This window comes from Phenylobacterium sp. (assembly GCF_035569475.1).
Taxonomy (GTDB): domain Bacteria; phylum Pseudomonadota; class Alphaproteobacteria; order Caulobacterales; family Caulobacteraceae; genus Phenylobacterium.
This window is the reverse complement of the sequence record NZ_DATMNA010000022.1, coordinates 1-17,524: the sequence shown is the minus strand read 5'-3', so window position 1 is coordinate 17,524 and position 17,524 is coordinate 1. Positions and strand designations below refer to the sequence as shown.

16 protein-coding genes are annotated in these 17,524 nt (G+C 70.5%); 10 read left to right on the top strand and 6 right to left on the bottom strand.

The window, feature by feature from the left end:
• Positions 1 to 271: 271 nt before the first annotated feature.
• Positions 272 to 1,441: an acetyl-CoA C-acyltransferase gene (locus tag VNW53_RS03480; protein WP_325553666.1), complete on the bottom strand. Its 1,170-nt coding sequence runs from the start codon at positions 1,439 to 1,441 to the stop codon at positions 272 to 274.
• Between the two features lie 155 nt (positions 1,442 to 1,596).
• Here VNW53_RS03480 and VNW53_RS03475 point away from each other — a divergent pair, with 155 nt between their 5' ends.
• From VNW53_RS03475 to VNW53_RS03460, 4 genes are all read left to right on the top strand, one after another.
• Entirely contained in the window at positions 1,597 to 2,559 is a 963-nt protein-coding gene (locus VNW53_RS03475) for a peptidylprolyl isomerase (RefSeq protein ID WP_325553665.1), read from the top strand.
• Positions 2,556 to 3,965, top strand: coding sequence for a bifunctional glutamate N-acetyltransferase/amino-acid acetyltransferase ArgJ (gene argJ, locus VNW53_RS03470; RefSeq protein WP_325553664.1), 1,410 nt, complete (start codon positions 2,556 to 2,558; stop codon positions 3,963 to 3,965). Before VNW53_RS03475 ends, argJ begins: the two co-directional genes overlap by 4 nt.
• Positions 3,966 to 4,135: 170 nt before the next feature.
• Positions 4,136 to 5,992 (top strand): PQQ-binding-like beta-propeller repeat protein, encoded by a 1,857-nt coding sequence (locus tag VNW53_RS03465; protein ID WP_325553662.1) that lies wholly within the window; start codon positions 4,136 to 4,138, stop codon positions 5,990 to 5,992.
• 90 nt (positions 5,993 to 6,082) lie between these two features.
• On the top strand, positions 6,083 to 8,008 hold the full coding sequence (locus tag VNW53_RS03460) for an alpha/beta hydrolase family protein (protein WP_325553661.1): 1,926 nt from the start codon (positions 6,083 to 6,085) through the stop codon (positions 8,006 to 8,008).
• A 113-nt stretch (positions 8,009 to 8,121) separates the two neighbouring features.
• Here the strand turns inward: VNW53_RS03460 and VNW53_RS03455 are convergent, their stop codons facing one another.
• Entirely contained in the window at positions 8,122 to 9,537 is a 1,416-nt protein-coding gene (locus VNW53_RS03455) for a DEAD/DEAH box helicase (RefSeq protein ID WP_325553660.1), read from the bottom strand.
• 284 nt (positions 9,538 to 9,821) lie between these two features.
• Between VNW53_RS03455 and mutT the strand changes: the two genes are divergently transcribed.
• The gene (gene mutT, locus VNW53_RS03450) at positions 9,822 to 10,229 is read left to right on the top strand and encodes an 8-oxo-dGTP diphosphatase MutT (protein WP_325553658.1); all 408 of its coding nucleotides are present in this window, start codon (positions 9,822 to 9,824) and stop codon (positions 10,227 to 10,229) included.
• A gap of 59 nt (positions 10,230 to 10,288) precedes the next feature.
• On the opposite strand, the gene VNW53_RS03445 is transcribed toward mutT, so the two are convergent.
• The 3 genes from VNW53_RS03445 to VNW53_RS03435 form a co-directional block, all read right to left on the bottom strand.
• Positions 10,289 to 10,459, bottom strand: a complete 171-nt coding sequence (locus tag VNW53_RS03445; protein ID WP_325553657.1) for a hypothetical protein — start codon at positions 10,457 to 10,459, stop codon at positions 10,289 to 10,291.
• 62 nt (positions 10,460 to 10,521) lie between these two features.
• The gene (locus VNW53_RS03440) at positions 10,522 to 11,478 is read right to left on the bottom strand and encodes a hypothetical protein (RefSeq protein ID WP_325553655.1); all 957 of its coding nucleotides are present in this window, start codon (positions 11,476 to 11,478) and stop codon (positions 10,522 to 10,524) included.
• A gap of 128 nt (positions 11,479 to 11,606) precedes the next feature.
• Positions 11,607 to 12,512 carry a methyltransferase domain-containing protein gene (locus tag VNW53_RS03435; protein ID WP_325553654.1) on the bottom strand — a complete coding sequence of 302 codons (906 nt, stop codon included), beginning with the start codon at positions 12,510 to 12,512 and terminating at the stop codon, positions 11,607 to 11,609.
• Here VNW53_RS03435 and VNW53_RS03430 point away from each other — a divergent pair.
• The 4 genes from VNW53_RS03430 to VNW53_RS03415 all read left to right on the top strand — a co-directional run bounded on the left by VNW53_RS03430 (position 12,511) and on the right by VNW53_RS03415 (position 15,025).
• Positions 12,511 to 13,287, top strand: coding sequence for a ComF family protein (locus VNW53_RS03430; protein WP_325553653.1), 777 nt, complete (start codon positions 12,511 to 12,513; stop codon positions 13,285 to 13,287). The two genes, VNW53_RS03435 and VNW53_RS03430, sit on opposite strands and share 2 nt — an antisense overlap.
• A gap of 50 nt (positions 13,288 to 13,337) precedes the next feature.
• A complete protein-coding gene (gene grxC / locus VNW53_RS03425; RefSeq protein ID WP_325553652.1) occupies positions 13,338 to 13,598 on the top strand; it encodes a glutaredoxin 3 in 261 nt (86 codons plus the stop codon).
• A gap of 171 nt (positions 13,599 to 13,769) precedes the next feature.
• Positions 13,770 to 14,597, top strand: coding sequence for a carbon-nitrogen hydrolase family protein (locus VNW53_RS03420; protein WP_325553651.1), 828 nt, complete (start codon positions 13,770 to 13,772; stop codon positions 14,595 to 14,597).
• Positions 14,594 to 15,025, top strand: a complete 432-nt coding sequence (locus VNW53_RS03415; protein WP_325553649.1) for a DUF1178 family protein — start codon at positions 14,594 to 14,596, stop codon at positions 15,023 to 15,025. The genes VNW53_RS03420 and VNW53_RS03415 overlap by 4 nt, the downstream gene beginning before the upstream one ends.
• 63 nt (positions 15,026 to 15,088) lie before the next feature.
• Here VNW53_RS03415 and VNW53_RS03410 read toward each other — a convergent pair whose 3' ends face one another.
• A complete protein-coding gene (locus VNW53_RS03410) occupies positions 15,089 to 16,375 on the bottom strand; it encodes an OmpP1/FadL family transporter (RefSeq protein ID WP_325553648.1) in 1,287 nt (428 codons plus the stop codon).
• 196 nt (positions 16,376 to 16,571) lie between these two features.
• Between VNW53_RS03410 and VNW53_RS03405 the strand changes: the two genes are divergently transcribed.
• On the top strand, positions 16,572 to 17,524 hold a 953-nt coding region (locus VNW53_RS03405), incomplete at its 3' end, for a Clp protease N-terminal domain-containing protein (RefSeq protein WP_325553646.1).

Below are 17,524 nucleotides of genomic sequence, written 5' to 3'. Positions count from 1 at the left end.
CGCCTGCCGGGAAAACTTGCTCTTTCAAGGGCGCGCGAGACTTAAGCAGCGACCCCGCCCAAGTCAACGCGACGCAGGAACCCGATCCCTCCTCTTTAGGGGAGGGTGGACGAGGCCCCCGGGGCCCGCGAACGCGGGCGCGAGGATAAACTCCACCCCGGACGGATGGGAGTCTATGGGCCAGGGCTCCGAAGTCCGAGCTTGAACGCGACTTCCCCACCCTGGCCGCTCACGCGGCCTGTCCCTCCCCTAAAGAGGAGGGATGAGGGCCTCAGCAGACCTCAAAAAGTCCTGCGGCGCCCATGCCGCCGCCGATGCACATCGAGACCACCACGTTCTTGGCCCCGCGGCGCTTGCCTTCCTGCAGGACGTGGCCGGCCAGGCGCGCGCCGGTCATGCCGAAGGGGTGGCCGATGGCGATGGAGCCGCCGTTGACGTTGTACTTCTCCGGGTCGATGCCCAGCTTGTCGCGGCTGTAGAGGCACTGGCTGGCGAAGGCCTCGTTCAGCTCCCAGAGGTCGATGTCGTCGATCTTCAGGCCGTGGCGCTCCAGCAGGCGCGGGATCGCGAACACGGGGCCGATGCCCATCTCGTCGGGCTCGCAGCCGGCCACGGCCCAGCCCTTGAACACGCCCATGGGGTTCAGCCCGCGGCGCTGGGCCTCCTTGGCTTCCATGATCACCACGGCGGCCGAGCCGTCGGAGAGCTGGGAGGCGTTGCCGGCGGTGATGTACTTGCCGGGCCCGCGGACCGGCTCGAGCTTGGCCAGGCCCTCGGCGGAGGTGTCCGGCCGGTTGCACTCGTCCTTGTTGACCTCGTAGTCGACGATCGTCTCTTCCTTCGTCTCCTTGTTGACCAGCTTCATCTTGGTCTTCATCGGGACGATCTCGTCGGCGAACTTGTTGGCCTGCTGGGCGGCGGCCATGCGGCGCTGGCTCTCCAGCGAATATTCGTCCTGCGCCTCGCGGCTGACCTTGTAGCGCTCGGCCACGATGTCGGCGGTGTCGATCATCGGCATGAAGATCGCCGGATACATCTCGGTCAGGCGCGGATCGTTGTTGTCCTTGCCCGTGCCCATGTTGGGCATGGAGATGGTCTCCACACCCCCGGCCACGACCACGTCGGCGCCGTCGTTGCGCACGAAGTTGGCGGCCATGCCGATGGTCTGCAGGCCCGACGAGCAGAAGCGGTTGACCGTCACGCCGGAGGTGGTGATCGGCAGCCCGGCCAGCAGGCTCGCCTGGCGCGCCATGTTGCCGCCGCCGTGGGCCACATTGCCCATGAACACGTCCTCGACGGCGGCGCCTTCGATGCCCGCCTTGGCGACCGCGTGCTTCACCGAGTGGGCGGCGATCGAAACGGTGGGGGTGATGTTGAATCCGCCGCGGGCGGACTTGGCCAGGCCGGTGCGGGCGTAGGACACAATGACGGCTTCGCGCATTTTAAATGATCCTCCCAAAATATTGGCCGCTTGGCGCCGCCTGGGGTCCGGGGGCGCGCGGGGTCGGGGCAACCTTTGCATCCCGGGATGTAAATGGCTAGGGACGGGCGGCGTCTTCAAGGCGCGCCAGCCGTCCATTTTCGAGGGGGATCCGCATGGCCGCCGACCGCGCCTACCGCACCGCCGCCGGGATTGGGCTGGCGCTGGTCCTGGCGCTGAGCCTGTCGGCCTGCGGCAAGGGCGGCGGCGCCGAGCATGCGCCCGAGCGCGGCGACCAGGCCGTGGCCAAGGTCGACGGCCAGACGGTCTGGTCCTCCGACGTCAAGCGCGAGGCGGTGGCCCAGGGCCTGCTCGGCGAGGGCGAGCCGCTGGAGGTCTCCTCCGACCTGTTCCGCCGGGTGCTGGACGAGGTGGTCGACCAGCGGCTGCTGGCCGGCGAGGCGGTGCGCCGCAAGCTCGACAAGGACCCGGTGGCCCAGCGCCGCATGGCCGCGGCCCGCGACCGGGTGCTGGGCGACATGCTGGTGGAAAGCGTGGTCTCCGACGCCGTCAACGACAACGCCGTACGCGGCCTCTACCAGGAGCAGCTCAAGCTCGCCAAGCGCTCGGAGGAGATCCACGCCCGCCAGATCGTGCTGCCCAACGCCGCCGAGGCCGAGGCGGTGCGAAAGCTGTTGGCCGCCGGCGCCTCGTTCGAGGCGCTGGCCATGGAGAAGTCGACCGACGCGGCGACGCGGTTCAACGGCGGGGACCTGGGCTATTTCACCATCGACGTCATGCCCGAGGCCTATGACGCGGCTCTGAAGGCGGCCAAGCCCGGACAGATCGTCGGGCCCTTCGCCGTCGAGGGCGGCTTCGCCCTGGTGAAGGTCGAGGACCGCCGCGTGGAGCAGCCGATCACGCTCGAGGCCGCGCGGCCGCAGATCGTGCGCTTCCTGACCTACGATCAGATCCGCGACCTCTTGGAGAAGCTGCGCGGCCGCGCGAAGGTCCAGGTGATGGTCAAGACCGACACGCCCAACCAGGTCGTCCCGCCGGCCGATGCGCCGAAGTCCGCCGTGTCGCCCGCCGTCGTCCCGCCCGTCGCGCCGCCGCTGGCCAAGGGGGCCAAGAAATGACCAAGAAACCCACCCCCGTTTCGAAGGCCGCCAAGGCCCTGGAGGCCGCCTCGCGGCCCGTGGAGGCCGTCGGCCACAGCCTCGAGCGCGCCTTCAAACAGGCCGCCAAACAGGCGCAGCAGTTCTCCACGCCGGCCCCCAAGGCGCCGGCCGCCAAGGCCGCCAAAGCCGCCCTGCCGGTCTCCCCGCTGGCGGTGAAGTTCCCGAAGATGCCGCCCATCGCCGGCGTGCAGATGGCGACCGCCCGGGCCGGCTTCTACAAGCACGAGCGCGACGACCTGCTGGTGATGAGCTTCCCCGACGGCGCGAGCTGCGCCGGGGTCTTCACCCGCCACGGGGTGGGCTCGGCGCCGGTCGACTGGTGCAAGCGGCACCTCGAGATGACCAAGGGCGAGGGCGTGCGCGCCCTGGTGGTCAACGCCGGCTGCGCCAACTCCTTCACCGGCCGCCCGGGCGCGGACGCCGTACGCCGGGTCTGCTCGGCGGCGGGCAAGCGCTTCGACTGCCGCCAGCGCGACGTCATGGTGGCCTCCACCGGCGTGATCGGCGTGTTGCTCGACGACACCAAGATCGCCCACCGACTGCCCGACATCGAGCACCGCCTGGCCGAGAACGGCTGGACGGGCGCCGCCCGCGCGATCATGACCACCGACACCTTCCCGAAGGGCGCCCACGCGGTGGCCGAGATCGACGGGGTGAAGGTCAAGATCAGCGGCATCTGCAAGGGCTCCGGCATGATCGCGCCGGACATGGCCACCATGCTGGCCTTCGTCGTCACCGACGCGGCGATCTCGCCCGCCGCGCTGCAGAACCTCTGCAGTCTCTACACCCGCAACACCTTCAACGCGGTGACGGTGGACGGCGACCGCTCGACCAACGACACGCTCCTGCTGTTCGCCACCGGCAAGTCCGGGGCCCCGAAGATCAGCCGCGCCGGCGACCGGCGGCTGGCCGACTTCCGCGACAAGCTGGAGCAGGTGTTGTTGGACCTGGCCCACCAGTTGGTCCGCGACGGCGAGGGCGCCACCAAGTTCATCAAGGTGACGGTAACGGGCGCCGAAAGCCACGCCTCGGCCAGGAAGATCGCCCGCACCATCTGCGAAAGCCCGCTGGTCAAGACCGCCTTCGCCGGCGAAGACGCCAACTGGGGCCGCATCGTCATGGCCGTGGGCCGCGCCGACGAGCCGGTGGACCGCGATTCCATGAGCGTGAAGTTCGGCCCCCTGGTGGCCGCCCAGGACGGCCTGGTCTCACCCACCTACGACGAGGCCAAGATGAGCGCCTACATGAAGAAGAAGGAGCTGGAGGTCAGCGTCGATGTGGGCGTGGGCCGCGGCGCCGCCAGCATGTGGACCTGCGACCTCACCAAACGCTACGTCGAGATCAACGGCGACTATCGGAGCTAGCGCCAAGGTCGCCGTGTCCGAAGGCCGTATCCCGCAATCCGCTGATCCCCCGCTTTCGCAGGGATGAGCGTCATTGAGTAGAAGTCTTAGACCGCTGTCCTGGCGTCAGCCTTGACCGCAACGAGTCCGGCCCGGATAGCTGCTGCAACAAGAAAAGTCGGGAGGCGCTCGTGAGGTCTTGGATTGGCGTCGTCGCCATGGCGGCGGCGGGGATGATGGCGCTTGGCGCCGGGTTCGCCCTGGCCGAGGACGTGCCGCCCCCGAAGCTGGTGCTGGGCGACCGCACCCAGGGGCACGACCTTTACGCCGCCCGCTGCGCCTCTTGCCACGACGGCGGCTCCGATCGCGCGCCGCGCAAGGACGCGCTCAGCGCCATGGGCCCAGATCCCGTGATCGACGCCCTGACGCGCGGGGTCATGCGACCCATGGCTTCGGGAATGAGCGACGCCGACATCGAGGCCGTGGCCGTCTATCTCACCGGCAAGGCCCCGCTGCCGAAGGTGGCCGAGGGGCCCGAGCCCGACCCTTGCGCCCACGCCGACCCCATCAAGCTCGGCGGCGAGGGCTGGAACGGCTGGAGCCCGGACGCGGCCAACACCCGCTTTCAGCCCAGGCCCGGCCTCGCCGCCGCCGACGTGCCGCGGCTGAAGGTCAAGTGGACCTTCGCCTATGTGGGATCGAAGAACGCCCAGGTCAGCGTCGTGGGCGACCGCCTGTTCCTCGGCAGCAATGCCGGCAAGGTCTATTCGCTGAACGCCCGCACCGGTTGCGCCTATTGGCGCTACGACGCCAAGGGCGGGGTGCGAACCGCGCCGGTCGTGGCGCGGCTGGCGGCCTCGCCCAGCGGCTTCGCCGTGTTCATGGGCGACGACCGGGCCACCGAGTTCGCGCTGGACGCCATGACCGGCAAGCTCATCTGGTCGACCAAGCTGGAGCAGCACCCGCGCTCGATGCTGACGGGGGCGTCGAAGCTGCATGACGGCGTCCTCTACGTGCCCGTGTCGTCCAGCGAGGAGATCGCCACCAACGATCCGGACTATGTCTGCTGCAGCTTCCGCGGCGCCGTCGCGGCCCTGGCGGCCGACAGCGGCAAGGTGATCTGGAAGACCTACTCGGTGGACCAGGAGCCGAAGGCCTACCGCGTCGCCCAGGGCCGGTCGCTGACCGGGCCGGCGGGCGGGGCGATCTGGTCCTCGCCGACGATCGATCCGAAGCGGGGCCTGCTCTACGCGGCCACCGGCGACAGCTACACCGACGTCGACACCGACGGCGCCGACGCGGTCATGGCCATCGACCTGAAGACCGGCCAGGTGAAGTGGCGCAACCAGGTGACCGCCAAGGACAACTTCATGGTCGGTTGCCCGCCCGGCCCGAAGGCGCCCATCAACTGCCCGAGCCCGTTGGGGCCGGACGTGGACTTCGGCTCCTCGGTCATGCTGCGCACCTTGCCGAACGGCCACGACATCCTGATCGCCGGCCAGAAGTCGGGCGTGGTCTATGGCCTCGACCCCGACCACGGCGGCAAGACCCTGTGGCAGGTCAAGCTGGGCCGCGGCGGCGCGGCGGGCGGCGTGGAATGGGGCATGGCCGCCGACCGCGCGACGGCGTACGTGGCCATCGCCGACGGCAGCCGCGGGACGCCGGGGCTCAACGCCGTGAACCTGGCGACCGGCGCGGTGCTCTGGAAGACGCCGACGCCGGAGCTGCCCTGTCCCGCCGGCAAGCGCTGCGTCCTGTCCCAGTCCGCGCCGGTGAGCGCCATCCCGGGGATCGCCTTCTCCGGCGCCCTCGACGGCCACCTGCGGGCCTACGACGCCCGGACCGGCAAGATCGTCTGGGACTTCGACACCGCCGACGCCAGCTACGACACCGTCAACGGCGTCAAGGCCGCCAGGGGTGGGGCGCTCGACGCCACCGGCCCGGTGATCGTGAACGGAATGCTGTTCCAGCATTCCGGCTATCCGGGCGTGATGATGGGCCCCGGCGGGCGCAACCTCCTGATGGCGTTCTCGGTGGACGGGAAGTAGTTGGCCGTGCGGGGTCACACTCAAGAGTTGAGGATCTGGGCGTCCTCGGGCTAGGTTCCCCCAGCGAAGTTGTATCCGGGGGGTTACGTCTTGCGTATCTGGCTTGCTGTCGCCGCAGCCCTGGCCGGGGCCCTACCTTCGCTCGCCGCCGCCGCGCTCCCGCCGCTGGAGGCCTACGGACGCCTGCCGGCCATCGAGGACGCGAGCCTCTCGCCCTCGGGCGGACGCTTCGCCGTCGTCGTGGCTGACAAGGACGGCCGCAAGGTCGTGGTGCGCAAATCCGACGGCGAGATGCTGGGTGGCGTGGCCTTCGGAACGGCGAAGATCCGCGCGGTCACCTTCGCCGGCGAAGACCATGTGCTGATCACGGAAACCGCGACGGTGTCCCGCCCGGTGATCGGCCTGCGCACCACCGAGATGGAAGGGATCATCGACTTCAATGTGAAGACCCGCGCCAGCTACATGATCTTCGCCAAGAGCAACCAGTACGTGGACGCCGTCCTGGGCTTCCATGGCGTGCGACAGGTGGGCGGCAAATGGTACGCCTATGTGGGCGGCGTCACCTGGGAGGCGGTTGCGCCCCACTCTGACGGCGGGGTGATCTATCCCGATCTCTACCGCATCGATCTCGACACCGGCCGCGCCGAGAGGGTCGCCACCTCGGCGCAGCGCAGCCGCGACTGGATGATCGGGGCCGATGGCGCGGTGCTGGCGAACTCCGTCTATGATCCGGGCCGCCGCCAATACACGGTCTATCCGGGCGCCGGCATGGAGCATCCCGTGCTCCAGCGCACCGGCGACGACGCGCTCAGCCTACTCAGCCCCGGCCGGACCCCCGGGACGGTGGTCGTGGTCGAGCGCACCGAGAATTCGATCGAGGGCCGCGAAATTCCCCTTGGCGGAGGCGGCGAGGGCGTCGTGCTCATCTCGGGCGACAACGCGGCGGGCGCGCTGGTGGACCGTGAGAGCCACAGGCTGGTGGGGATGAGCAACCTGTCCGGCCCGAAGCTGCTCGATCCGATGCTGCAGAAACGCATCGACGACTCGCGCGCCGCCTTCGCGGGGGAGAAGGCAGAGCTGGTGTCCTTTTCCCACGACTTCGCCCAGATGATCTTCCTGACGGAAGGGCCGCATGACGCGGGGCGCTACTGGCTGGTCGACGCTGTGGGGCGCAGCGCCATCCCGCTGGGCGAGGTGCGCCCCGACCTGCCTCCCGCCGAGGTCGGCCCGACGCGAATGTTCGCCTACAAGGCCGCCGACGGTCTGGGCATGGAGGGCGTGCTGACCCTGCCGCCGGGGCGAGAAGCCAAGAACCTGCCGGTCGTGGTGATGCCGCACGGCGGGCCCATCGTCGTCGGCGACCGCGTCGGGTTCGATTGGTGGGCCCAGGCGCTGGCGTCCCGAGGGTACGCGGTCTTCCAGCCGAACTACCGTGGCACGCTCGGCTACGGCGAAGCCTTTCGCCACGCCGCCGAGGGCCAGTACGGCCGCAAGATGCAGACCGACATCTCCGACGGCCTGGCGGCCCTGGCTCAGGCTGGGATCGTCGATCCCAAGCGGGCCTGTATCGTGGGCGCCAGCTACGGGGGCTACGCGGCGCTGGCCGGCGTCACACTGCAACACGGCCTCTACCGTTGCGCCGTCTCCGTCGCCGGCGTGAGCGACATGGGTCGGATGCTGATCTGGACGCGCGAGCGGGGCGACGCCCGCGATACGCGCGCCCAGGATTTCTGGCGCGGCCTCACGGGAGCCCAGACGTCGGATATGGACGCCGTTTCACCCCTGAAGGCGGCGGCCAGGGCGGACGCGCCGATCCTGCTCATCCACGGCGAGAACGACAGCGTCGTGCCGATCGAGCAGAGCCGCGCGATGCAGAAGGCGCTTGCCTCGGCGGGCAAGCCCGCGGACTTCGTCCTGATGGACGGCGAGGATCACTGGCTCTCCAACGCGCCGACGCGGCTGGCCATGCTGAAGGCCGTGGTGGCCTTCGTCGAGCAGCACGACCCGGCGAACTAGCTGGGCCTTCCCGGTCAGGTTGGATCGACCTGAGCGGACGAGACGGGCGCCGGATGTCGCCGACGGCCCTGCTTGGTCCCGGCTCACGTGGTTCACGTCAGCCGGGACAGGGCCTAGCGGTTCGACCAGACGCCGGTGCGGCCGGAGGACGACTTGTCCCCGCCGCGTTGCGGGCCCTTGAAGGCCGGGCGTTGCTGGGCGGGCTTGTCGCCGCCGCCGCCATGACCCCCGCTGCGCGCCGGAGCGCCCTCGTGACGATGGCCGCTATTGCCGCCGCCGCCGTGATTGCGGTTGCGCTTCGGCTGGTGGTTGCCTCGGCCGCCGCCCGCACCGCGGGTATCGGCCCGGTCAGGCTTGCCGGCCGGTTCCGGCATGGCCGCGGTGGCCGCGCCGAGCTGCTTGTCGTTGCGGCGGTCGAAGGACGGGATGGTCTGGCGCGTCACCTTCTGGATGTCGCGCAGCAGGGTGCGCTCGTCGTCCGAGCAGAAGGCCACGGCCGAGCCGTCGGCGCCGGCGCGGGCCGTGCGGCCGATCCGGTGGACGTAGCTTTCCGGCACGTTGGGCAGTTCGTACTGCACCACATGGGTCACCGCGTCGATGTCGATGCCGCGTGCGGCGATGTCGGTGGCGACCAGGGCGCGGACCTTGCCGGCCTTGAAGTCGGCGAGCGCGCGTTCGCGCTGGCCCTGGCTCTTGTCGCCGTGGATCGAGGCGGCCTCGACGCCCACCTGCTCCAGGCCCCGGGCCACGCGGTCGGCGCCGCGCTTGGTGCGGGTGAAGACGATGACGCGCTTGAAGCCCTGATCATCGAACAGCTCGGAAAGCAGGGCGCGCTTGCGCCCCTGTTCCACGAACAGCACGCGCTGGTTCACCTTCTCGACGGTGGTCGCTTGCGGGGTCACCGACACGCGCAGGGGATCGTTCAGCAGCTCGCTGGCGAGCTTGCCGATCTCGGTGGGCATGGTGGCCGAGAAGAACAGGTTCTGACGCTGCTTGGGCATGTGCGCCACGATCTTGCGGATTGGCAGCACGAAGCCCAGGTCGAGCATCTGGTCGGCCTCGTCGAGGACGAAGATCTCCACGCCGCGAAGGGTGATGGTCTTTTCCTGCAGGTGGTCGAGCAGGCGGCCAGGCGTGGCCACCAGCACGTCGACGCCGTTGGCCATGGCCTTGTGCTGGGCGCCGTACTTCACGCCGCCGAAGATCACCGCGACGGTGACGCCCATGTGCTTGCCGTAGGTGCGGAAGCTCTCGCCGATCTGGCTGGCGAGTTCGCGGGTGGGAGACAGCACCAGGACGCGGGCGCCCTTGCGCTCGGGCTGGCGCTTGTCGGCGGCAAGGCGGTGGAGGATCGGCAGGGCGAAGGCGGCGGTCTTGCCGGTGCCCGTCTGGGCGATGCCCTGCAGGTCGCGGCCGGCCATGACGCCGGGGATCGCCTGGGCCTGGATCGGGGTCGGGGTGGTGTAGCCTTCGCCGGCCAGCGCCTTGAGAAGCGGAGCGGCGAGGCCGAAATCGGTAAACTGGGTCAAGAACTGACTTTCACGTATGCGCCAAGCGCGCCCGATGGATCGCATCCAGGGCGCGGAGGTCGCGGGTCTTTGGGGAAGCGCCCCGCGTGATGGGCGATCTATGAGAATTCTCTGCGCTCGACAGGCTGGGCCTCGAAGAGAGACCCCACGCGGCTGGAGCGCGGATAGCGTCATAGTTCGTGACGCAGGCCGCACATCGTCCTTCGCAGGTGCGAAGTCAACCCACGGCGGAGCATTGGCCGCGGGCTGTTGCCTTTATGACTCAGCCGGGGAAGGAAGCAGGGATGAGCGAAAAGTCCCTCCTCCTGGTGGCCGCCGCGGCCCTGATCGACGCCGACGGCCGGGTGCTGATCTGCCAGCGGCCGCAGGGCAAGCAACTCGCCGGCCTGTGGGAATTCCCCGGCGGCAAGGTCGAGGCGGGCGAGACGCCGGAGGCCTGCCTGATCCGCGAGCTGGAGGAGGAGCTGGCGATCAAGGTCACCCACGCCTGTCTCGCGCCCTTCGTCTTCGCCAGCCACGCCTATGAGAGCTTCCACCTGCTGATGCCGCTCTATCTGGTGCGCCGCTGGGAAGGCCGGATCGTGGCCCGCGAGCACCCGCAGATCGCCTGGGTGAAGCCCTCGAAGCTCGGCGACTATCCCATGCCGCCCGCGGACGCCCCGCTGGTCGCCTGGCTGCGGGACCTGATCTGAGGGGATGAGCGGTCCATATCAATAAGTTATTGAATATATTGACCTCAAATTGAGCCAGCCTACGGCTTGGGCGGCGCGGGCGCCTTCTCGCCGAACGCCTCCTTCACCTCGGCTTCGGTGATCCGCGCGCCGGGGTCGCCCTTCTGGTTGAGGTTCTGCTCCTCCGTGCCGTCACCCATCATGCCGGGGTGCTTGTCCGGCGCGGGGCGAGAGGGCGGCTGCTGGGTCATGGGAAGTCTCCTTGTGCGAGGCTTCCAAACGGGTCGCGGGCGGGGCTGTTCCGGCCGGCCGGTCACCGCCTGTAGGCCGCCCGGCTCATGGCCACCTGCCGGGGTGCCGCGCCGCGGGCCTCGGTCGCCTCGACCACGCACTGGCCCGGGTCGATCATCGCGTGCTGGCCCAGGCAGTAGATGTCCTCGTAGTGGGGACCGGCGCTGGCCAGGCACTGGTAGAGGTTGAGCTTGGCCATGTGCAGGCAGGACGCCGTGTGCGGCTCGCTCATCAGGCCCCGCGCCTCGCGGGTGTCGCCCAGCACCGTCAGCGCCGCCAGCGCCACGCTGCGCGCCACGACGGGGCTCGCCCCGCCGCCGCGTCGTGCGGCGCCGGCCAGCGACATCTGCAGTTCGGCGGCGTCCTCGCGCGACGGCTGGTAGCTTTCCGTTGACAGGCGCTTGACCCGGCTCAGCCGGCCGGCCGCGTCGGGGACCTTGGCCTTGGCCCAGGCCTGGCGCTGGACGGAGTAGGCGGCGTGCTTGACCTTCTCGCCTTCGCCGCTGAGCGCCTCGCCCTCGGCGTAGAGCGCCCCGCGGGCGCGGGCCTCGGCCTCGGCGGCCCCCGGCAGGACGAGCGCGGCCTGGGGATCGGCGGCGATGCGGCGGGCGAGGTCGCCGCGGTCGGCGCGCACGGCGGCCACGAAGCGCGGCTCCTGCAGGGCGGCCAGGGCGGCATAGGCGATCATGCCGGCCTCCAGCTCGTGCGGCTCGTGCGCCGCCCCGGTCTTCAGGGCCTGGGAGACGTCCGCCGGGCCGGAGAAGGCGGGGTCGATCCGCCGGGCGTGGCGCACGAAGGCCTCGAAGGCGCTGGCCTGGACGGCGAGGCCGGCGGGCTCGGGCGCATCGTGGCGCGTGGCGGGCGGCGGCGCCGGCGAACGGCCGGCCATCCGCGGCGGCTCCGGCTGAGTCGCGCAGCCGGCCAGGATCATGGCGCAGGCGGCCGCGGCCACGCTGGCGTAATTGAAGAACTTCGTCACTGTCGACCCCCGACACCCAGGAGCCCCCCGAAGCGCTACCCTAGGTGAGGACCCAGCAAGCGCCGCCGTGGCCAGTTGTCGCGACAGAGGCTTACCGAGCGGTTACCGCGCAAGGCGTTCGCGGCGGCCTATTCGCCCCGCGGCAGGGGGTGCTCGACGGTCCCGAGCGCATCGGCCAGGCGCATCTTGGCCGAGCCCGGCTGGAGCGGCTGCGGCTGGCTCTCGTGCGGCGCCCAGCCGGTCAGGGTGACGATCTCGAAGGTCGCCGCGACCCGCCCGTCCGGCCCCGCGAACCGCTCGGCGTAGATCTCGCCGGCGCGGGCCAGCAGGGTGCGGGTGAGCGCGTGCGGATGGCGATCCGCCAGCACATTGGTCTCGCCCATGGCCCGCAGGTCGGCGAGCAGCCTCAGGGGGTGCTCGTAGCTGACGTTCACCCGGTCCACGTCGGCGACGGGCAGGGCGAATCCCGCCCGTTGCAGGAGGCCCGCCGCGTCGCGGCTGTCGGCGAAAGGCGAGACGCGGCTGCCGGCCCCGCCCAGGATCTCGCCCTCGGCGTCGGTCAGGGCCTGGCGCAGTTCGGTGAGCGTCGATCCGCCCAGAAAGGCGCCGAGGAACAGGCCGTCGGGCTTCAACGCGCGGCGGATCTGGATCAGGGCGCCCACCACGTCGTTGGTCCAGTGCAGGCCGAGCGTCGAGACCACCAGGTCCAGGCTGCCCGCGGCGAAGGGCAGGCGCTCCTCGTCGGCCACCAGGCGGGGGCCGTCGCGGCCGGCCAGCATGGCCGCCGACAGGTCCGCCTCGATCAGCACCCCGACGCGCTGCGCCGCCGGGCTGTCGGCCAGGGCTTCGCGCAGCGCGCCCCGGCGCGCCGAGAGGTCGACGGCCACGGGGAAGTCCCGCATGATCGCCTCCAGGCGCTCGACCAGGTCGAGGGCGGCCCGGCGTTGCAGGAAATCGGCCGCCGCAAAGCCGCTCGCGGCGCGGTCCAGGCGCTTCCTGTGCAGGGTGCGGTCGAAGAGCAGGGGGGCGGACATGAGCGCGGAAGATGGCCTCTTCCTGTTGCGATTGAAACCGGGGCCGCGCGTGCGCGGCGCCCTGCGTGGGGCGCTCGACCTGATCTTCCCGCCGCAGGCCATCGACGGCGGGGCCGCCCTGGCCGGTGGCCTCTCGGCGGCGGCCTGGAGCCGGATCCAGTTCGTCGACGGCCCGGTGTGCGACGGTTGCGGCGCGCCCTTCGAGTTCGACATCGGCTCGCGGTGCGCCGCGTGCCTCGCCAAGCCGCGGGCCTTCGACGCCGCCCGCGCCGCCTGCCTCTACGACGAGACCTCCCGCGAGCCGATCCTGAAGCTGAAGCACGCCGACCGCACGGACCTGGCGCCGCTGTTCGCCCGCTGGCTCTCGCGCGCCGCCCGGCCGCTGATCGACGAGGCCGACGCCATAGCCCCGGTCCCGCTGCACCCCTCGCGCCTGCTCAGCCGCCGCTACAACCAGGCCGCCGAGATCGCCCGGCCGCTGGCGCGGATGACCGGCCTCGCCTACCTGCCCGACGCCCTCATCCGCCGCCGAGCGACGGAGACGCAGGGCGGCAAGTCCGGGACCGGGCGCAAACGCAACGTCGCCGGCGCCTTCGAGGTCCCCGACCGCCGCGCCCATCAGGTGCGGGGCCGGCGGATCCTGCTGATCGACGACGTCATGACCACCGGCTCGACCGCCGAGGGCTGCGCGCGGGCGCTGAAGGCCGCCGGCGCCGTGCGGGTGGATGTCGCAGTGGTGGCCCGGGTTAAAGAAATGTCCGGACTCGCTATATGAAGCTTCGGCGACGGTTACGTCGTTAGAGTCCCATGTCCCGCAAGAGCGTCATGTCTCAGGTCACCATCTACACCAAGCCGTACTGCCCCTACTGCGTCCGCGCGGTGATGCTGCTTGAAAAGAAGGGCGTCGCGTTCACCGAGATCGAGGCCGCCTTCGATCCGGCCAAGCGCCAGGAGATGGTGCAGCGCGCCGGCGGCCGGGCGACCTTCCCGCAGATCTTCGTCGGCGACCGGCACATCGGCGGCTGCGACGAGATGATGGCCCTCGACCGCGACGGCAAACTCGACCCCCTGTTGCGGGCGGCCTGACCTCCTTTCCCGCGCAGCGGGAGAGGGGATCGTTTCCCGTAGAGGGAATGGTGGTGAGGGTGAGGGACGGAGCGCCGAGCTTGCGGCTTTCCCTTTCCACCACGCCCTCTTCCGGCCGTGGTCCCCCTTTCCCACGAGTGGGAAAGGAAGATTTTGCTATATCCTCACCCCATGAAGATCGCCCTGATCCAGACCCGCACGCCGGCCACGCAGGCCGCCGCCCTGGCGCATGTGCTGCCGATGGTGCGTGAGGCCGCCGCGGCCGGCGCGAGGTTCATCGCCACGCCGGAAGGGACCAACGTCCTGCAGAAGGACCGCGAGGCCCTGCTGCCCATGCTGGTGGGCCTGGAGGAAGACGTCGTCGTCTCAGGCCTGCGCGCCGCGGCCCAGGAGCTTGGCGTCTGGATCCTGTTGGGCTCGGCCCTGGTGAAACGTGAGGACGGCAAGGCCGCCAACCGCTCGGCCCTGATCTCGCCCGAGGGCGCGATCGTGGCCACCTACGACAAGCTGCACATGTTCGACGTCGACCTGCCCACCGGCGAGACCGCGCGGGAGTCCGCCACCTACGAGCCCGGCGACCGGGCCGTCACCGCCCGGGCGGGTGAGCTGAAGCTCGGCATGACGGTCTGCTACGACCTGCGCTTCCCGGCCCTCTACCGCGCTCTGGCGCTGGCGGGCGCGGAGGTGATGACCATCCCCGCCGCCTTCACCCGGCCTACCGGCGCGGCGCACTGGGAGGTGCTGATGCGGGCTCGAGCCATCGAGACCGGCGCCTTCGTCCTGGCGCCGGCCCAGGGCGGCCGGCACGAGGACGGCCGCGGCACCTGGGGCCATTCCCTGGTGGTGGCCCCCTGGGGCGAGGTGATTGCGCAACTCGACCACGACGAGCCCGGCGTGCTGATCGCCGACCTGGACCTCGCCGCCGCCGCCAAGGCCCGCGCGGCGATCCCCAACCTGGTCAACGCCCGGCCCTTCGCCGAGCCGCGGGCCCTCGCATGATCCGCTACGCCCTCATCTGCGAGCATGAGCATGAGTTCGAGGGCTGGTTCGGCGCCTCGGCCGACTTCGACGACCAGCAGGCGCGCGGCCTGCTGGAATGCCCAGCCTGCGGCTCCAAGGCGGTGCGCAAGGCGATCATGGCCCCCGCGGTGGCCGGCACGAAGACCCGCTCGCAGGACCTGCCGCCGGCCCAGAACCAGGCCGTGATGATGGAGGCCATGAGCCGCATCCGCCGCCACGTGGAAGAGAATTTCGACGACGTCGGCGACGCTTTCGCCACCGAGGCCCGCGCCATCCACGAGGGTCGCTCGGAGGACCGCGGCATCTATGGCCAGGCGACCTCCCAGGAGGTCCGCGACCTGGTCGAGGACGGCGTGCCCATCGCCCCCATGCCGCCCGAACCGCGCAAGAAGACCGAGCTCAACTGATCGCTCCTCCCCCGAAGTCTTTGCTTCAGGAAAGGGCTTGATGATCCGCCGACCTGAGTTGTCCTAGAACCCCGACCTCAAGCCCACCGAGAGCACATAGCCCTCGCCCTTCACCGATCCGCGGAGCTGGGTCGTCGTGGCCGCCGGCGTGCCGGCGTAGAAGGTCGTGTCGTGGTTCACGGTGCTGTCCTGGAAGTCGATGTAGGCCGCCGCCACGTCGATCTTCAGGTTCCGGGTCGCTTGGCCGGTGGCGCCGAGGCCGAACAGCCAGCGGTTGCCGTCCGGCACCCGGGCGGTGCGCAGGCTGCTGGGCGTGGGCGTCGGGTCGTACTGCACGCCGGCGCGAAGGGTGAGCTTCGGATTGACCGCGAAGTCGGCGCCGACGCCGCCGGAGGTCGTGTCGCGATAGTTCTGGGCGATGGCCTGGGTGCCGGCCGCGGTGCTGACGCGGATGGCGTCGAACTCGCTCCAGCCGAAGCGCTGGGCCTGGGCGTCCAGCGTCAGCCGGTCGGTGACCTGCCACCGCGCGCCCAGGGTGGCGATCCACGGCGTCGTGAAGCTGGCCGAGCCGGAGGCGTCCACATTGCCGGCGGCGAGCGGGCCCAACAGGCCGCCCACGAAGATCCGCCCGTTGAGGTCGTGGTCCATGGCGGAGCGGTAGCTCCCGCCGAAGGTGAGCCTGTCCAGATGCGCCTGGGCGCCGGCGGTCCAGCCGTAGTTCCAGCCGCGGCCGGAGAGCTGCGAGACGCCATCCGGCAGGAGGGGCGACAGGTTGGGAGACGCCTGCGAGAGCTTGGCTTCGGTGTGCTGGGCGTCGGCGCCGACGCCGATGTCCAGCCAGTCGGTGACCCGCATGGCGCCGGTGAGCTGCAGGTCGGCCGTGTTCAGCCGCGACAAGAGGGCGTCATATCTCGTCCAGGCGGTCCGCGGGTACTTTGTGGTGAAGTTGAAGGGCGCCGCCACGGAGACGCCGATGGCGAAGCGGTCGCCCACCGGCGTGGCGATGGCGAAGTTGGGCGCCACGCCCGCCTGGATCGGATTGTAGGCGGAGGGCTGGCCGCTCACCGGGGCGGTGGCGCCGCCGGGATAGGTGACGGTCGAGCCGCGGTCGGCCACCTTGCCCGAGACGAAGATGCCGTTCGCGCCCACATAGCCTTCGCGGGGCGAGCGGGCGATGGCCGCGGGGTTCCACCACAGGGACTCGACGCCCTGGTCGGCGACCTCGCCGGAATAGGCGCGGCCCGTGCCGCGTACGGACTGTTCCTGCAGATAGAAGCCGGCGGCGTGGGCCGCCGAGGCCGTCGCCAGGGCCGCCACGCCGGATGAAGCAAGGATACGGATGAGTTTCATTTTGCGGCTCCTGTCGACACAAATCAGGCGCCCCCTCGCCGCAAATAGGGGCCGCAGCCGCGGCTTGCAGGGGCGCGGCCGGCAATCTGTGGCTGTTCGGGGTTGTGTGGCCTTTCCGCCACACTACATCGACAGTGGCCCGGACCGTGCTTGATGAGGCGGCCGCTGGGTCAATTCGCCTATCCAAGGGGACCTGATGAACATCGACGTCTATTCCGACCGCGCCAAACAGGCGATCCAGTCGGCGCAGAGCCTGGCCCTGGCCCGCGGCCACCAGCAGTTCGCGCCGGAGCACCTGCTGAAGGTTCTGCTCGAGGAAAAGGACGGGCTGTCGCGCGCGCTGATCCAGAGCGCCGGCGGGCGGCCCGACGAGGCCGATACGGCCATCGACCTGGCGCTGGGCAAGCTGCCCAAGGTCGAAGGCGGCTCGGGCCAGCTCTACATGAAGCCGGAGGCCGCCCGGGTCTTCGCCGACGCCGAGGCCGGGGCCAAGGCCGCGGGCGACGCCTTTGTCACCACCGAGCGCCTGCTGATCGCCATCGCCAAGGAAGGCGGCGACGCCGGCAAGGCGCTGAAGGACGCCGGCGTCTCGGCCAAGGCCCTGGAGCAGGCCGCCGTCGCCTTGCGCAAGGGCAAGACCGCCGACTCAGCCTCCGCCGAAGAAGGCTATGACGCGCTCAAACGCTACGCCCGCGACCTGACCCAGGCGGCCCGCGACGGCAAGCTCGACCCGGTGATCGGCCGCGACGACGAGATCCGCCGCACCATCCAGGTCCTGTCGCGCCGCACCAAGAACAACCCCGTCCTGATCGGCGAGCCCGGCGTCGGCAAGACTGCCATCGTCGAGGGCCTGGCGCTGCGCATCGTCAACGGCGACGTGCCCGAGGGCCTGAAGGACAAGAAGCTCATGGCGCTCGACATGGGCAGCCTGATCGCCGGTGCGAAGTACCGCGGCGAGTTCGAGGAGCGCCTGAAGGCCGTGCTCAACGAGGTCACCCAGGCCGAGGGCTCGATCATCCTGTTCATCGACGAGATGCACACCCTGGTCGGCGCCGGGAAGTCGGACGGCGCCATGGACGCCTCCAACCTGCTGAAGCCCGCGCTCGCCCGCGGCGAGCTGCACTGCGTCGGCGCCACCACGCTCGACGA